Here is a 3,891-nt window from a genome sequence, read left to right as displayed (position 1 = left end):
ACAGTTATCTCAGTTGCACTCAACTTAATGAATCCTCAACATTTAAGAAACTGGTTTACTAATTGCTGTTACTGTACCTCATAACACAGGAAACTGCTGTATTGGCCAAATTTTGATAATGTTGTCTGCACTACCACCACTAGCGATCGCTTTACCATCAGCACTAATAGCGACAGAATAAATGTAGCCAGAATCTCGTTTTAAAGTGCGAATCTCCTTACCAGTCGTCGGATTCCACAATTTAATTGTATTGTCACTACTGCCAGTAGCCAGAATAATACTACCGGCAGTTTTGCCATAAACAACAGAATTAACCTTATCGGAATGCTGTCTCAGAGTCCGAATTGTCTCACCTGTCGCTAAATTCCAAAGTTTCACTGTTTTATCTTTACTACCGCTAGCTAAAGCTGTAGCGTCGGGACTGAAAGCCACAGACAGAATCAATCCCGAATGGCCTTCTAGGGTAAGGATTTGTTTACCTGTTTCTACATTCCACAGTTTAATTGTTTTATCCCAACTCCCACTAGCTAGGGTTTTACCATCGGGACTAAAGGCTAAAGCCGCAACTGCTTGGCTATGTCCTGAGAGAGTGCGGATTTGTTTACCTGTTTCTAAATTCCAGAGTTTGATTGTTTTATCTAAGCTACCACTAGCGAGTGTTTTACCATTAGGACTAAAAGCCACAGTAGTCACCCCGTCAGTATGTCCTTTTAGGGTGCGAATTTCTTCTGTGGTTGCTAGATTCCAGAGTTTGATGGTTTTGTCGGCACTACCACTAGCTAAAGTTTTACCATCAGGATTGAATGCGATCGCCCAAATCCAGCCAAAGTGTCCTTTAAAAGTAGAGGTTTCTTTGCCTGTAGCTACATCCCACAGTTTAATTGTTTTGTCATCGCTACCGCTAGCTAAAATTTGTCCATTAGGCGAGAAAGCCACAGAATTAACATCACTAGCGTGTCCTCTCAAGGTTCTGGGTTGTTCAGCCCTTTCTGATGTCTCAGTTGTATTTACCCTAGGGAAAGACTGGAAATACCCAACTCCTGCTAATCCTAGCAGTAGGAAAACGGCCGCATTGACTAGCAGTAATTTGCGGAAGTTGTCATTTAATCTGAGTCCAAATAACTTCTGATGTCCGGATGGGACTGTTAGTAAAGTTGAAGGTGCTGTATATAAGGCTGTGGGTAAGGTTGTAGATGTCAATGATAGTAAGGGCTGTTTTTGCAAATCATTGATGACTTGATCAGCTGATTGATAACGTTGCCCAATATCTGTAGTTAATAGTTTATCCAGAACTTTTCCCAATTTGGCACTGACACTTATTCTGCCTCTATCTGTTCCCCGTAAATATTGCCGCCAAGACTTAACCCAGCTATAGCCTTGTTGCATCCACACTCTTGATGGGGAAGTTCCACTTAGCAAATAAAAGCAAGTCGCACCCAAACTATATAAATCACTAGCTGGGTATGCTTTACCCTCTTGCATTTGTTCAATAGGAGTATAACCATGTGAGCCAATGCTTGTCCCAATTTTAGTATGCACTGTTGCTGTTAATTGCTTTGATGCGCCAAAATCAATTAATACTAATTTTCCATCACTCCGACGACGAATGATATTTTGTGGCTTAATATCTCGATGAATTACGCCGCGATCGTGAATAAATTTGAGGACAGGCAATAAATCTAACAAAAGTTTGATGACTTGAGTTTCGCTATAAGTTAATCCTTTGCGTAATTCTTGTAATAAATTCTGTCCATCAATAAATTGTTGGACTAAAAATAAATAATTATCTTGCTCAAAGTAAGCTAATAATGCAGGGATTTGGTGATGTTCTCCCAACTGTTGTAACCTTTGAGCTTCTTCTTGAAATAATTTAACTGCTTTTTTGATAGCAGTAGGTTCCTGAACTTTTGGCGCAAATTGTTTCACGACGCACCATTCGTTCAGTTTATCTATATCTTCCGCAAGATAGGTTCTACCGAATCCACCTTCATCTGATAGCACTCTAATAACACGATAATGCCCTCTTAATAATCTTATTAATTGTGTATTGCAGCTTTGGCAATACAGGTTTTCATCTGGGTTTAGAGGTTCGGGGCAATCGGGATTCAAGCAGCAGACCATACTGGCAAGCCATTTGCTGTTTGTGTATATAGTAGTTGATGACGTATAATTTTGCTATGAATTTGTTAATAAAATACTAGCAACTAAATAATTAATATACAGTCAACTCAGTAATTTAATATTGATGAGATTCTGATTTATCGGTCTTAAATAGTCTTAATATCTGCTTATCATGTTTTTTTATGATTTAACTAGATATTTTTAATAACTAACTATCACAGCGATAGATAATGTTTACTAAGAACTAAATAAAATGGAGAGAACTTTACCAATATGGTAATAATTATAATTTAAATAAAAGTATCTATCTATAGTAATAGAAATATTTGAAGCTATCAAAAAAAGGGGTAAATATGGTAGGACAAAACAATCTAAAATATAGCTTGAAATTGCAGCTAGCGTTGATGTGTTCTGTCGCTTCTAGTTTAGCGATCGCCTTTCCTGTCCTGCCAATCAGTGCATTAGAAATACCTACACTTTCTAAACAATTTCAAATTGCTAAAACCCCAGATGAGCGACAGCCAGAAGCAGTCCAACAAGGCATTGAGCAAATTCCGGCTGTAGAACCACCTGCACCTACTACACAGCGTCAACCTATCGATTCACCTCTACCGCCTCGTGTCCCGTCAACAGATAACAATACAACTACACAGCCTACACAACCTAGTTCTACGCCTCAACCTTCAGAAACAGTAGATACTAACCCGGCTCCACAGCCTGCACCAGCCAGAACAACACCAAGACAATCTAACCCGACTCCGCAAGCTGCACCAGTTAGAACAACACCGAGAAAATCTAACTCGACTCCACAACCTGCACCACCCAGACAATCTAACCCGACTCCACAACCTGCACCAGCCAGAACAACACCAAGACAATCTAACCCGACTCCACAACCATCACAAAAACCTGCTGTATCTCCAACTCTAGGGCGAAGACAAAAACCAAGTTCTAACAGAGGTATAGCTGCTGTCTCATCTGGAACACCTGCTTACAGAAAACTAAACTTTGTCGATATTGCCTTTGGTATCCTCGATAAAAAAGATTTTCAATCCCAAGGCAGACCATATCATTTCTACCAGTTTGAGGGTAGAGAAAATCAACTTGTCCAACTCAGACTATTGGGTAGTACAGATCAAAGACGTTCTAACAATTTGAGTTTACGTCCTTATATGCTGCTACTCGACCCAAATAATAACGTCATCCTCAAAAGAAGCGGCGGCGAAACAGATAGAGATGCTTTTATCTTTGCGCGATTACCTGTTGAAGGTACATATACAATTGCCGTAACTAGCCAAAATCCTGGTGATACAGGCCGCTATAGTCTGGCTTTGAGAAATGACAGAGCTAGCTACATCCTAGACGAATCAGGCCAACTGACAGAACAAAATTCTATTCTGAAACAAAATGGTAGTCCCTACAATGTTTCTCCGTTCCAAGGTACAAAAAATCAGTTGGTAAGTATTCGCGTAGATAGTATTAATGAAGAGTTTTCACCTTATATAGTTTTGCTCAATTCCAAAGGCCAGAGGATTGCGGCAAATAGCGATCGCGATGGCAAATACAGCGCACTGATCGACCGAGCCAGATTACCTGAAGATGGTGTTTACTATATAGTTGTGACTTCCAGTAGCTCTAAACAACGCGGCACTTACCGATTAACCCTGTTTTAACGTGAGTTCGACGGAGCTAAAAAACCCCTCTCCAAACCTCTCCCCCACAGGGGGAGAGGCTTTGAAACCCTTATCTTTCGTTGAAATATCACAATGT

General features: G+C 40.1%; 2 protein-coding genes. One reads left to right on the top strand and one right to left on the bottom strand.

Annotated features, from left to right (window positions below; all coding sequences use genetic code 11):
* Window positions 1-78 precede the first annotated feature (78 nt).
* Entirely contained in the window at window positions 79-2,121 is a 2,043-nt protein-coding gene (locus H6G76_RS36235) for a serine/threonine-protein kinase (RefSeq protein ID WP_190711014.1), read from the bottom strand.
* A gap of 353 nt (window positions 2,122-2,474) precedes the next feature.
* Here H6G76_RS36235 and H6G76_RS36230 point away from each other — a divergent pair, with 353 nt between their 5' ends.
* Window positions 2,475-3,794 (top strand): PPC domain-containing protein, encoded by a 1,320-nt coding sequence (locus tag H6G76_RS36230; protein WP_190711013.1) that lies wholly within the window; start codon window positions 2,475-2,477, stop codon window positions 3,792-3,794.
* Window positions 3,795-3,891: the final 97 nt, after the last annotated feature.

Source organism: Nostoc sp. FACHB-152 (assembly GCF_014697475.1).
GTDB lineage: Bacteria > Cyanobacteriota > Cyanobacteriia > Cyanobacteriales > Nostocaceae > Nostoc_B.
Note: the sequence above shows the minus strand (reverse complement) of the source record. Positions and strands in the feature narration are given on the sequence as shown.

Coding starts and splice junctions, on each gene's coding strand:
- H6G76_RS36235 (WP_190711014.1), bottom strand. CDS start 2,121: ATGGTCTGCTGCTTGAATCCCGATTGCCCCGAACCTCTAAACCCAGAT.
- H6G76_RS36230 (WP_190711013.1), top strand. CDS start 2,475: ATGGTAGGACAAAACAATCTAAAATATAGCTTGAAATTGCAGCTAGCG.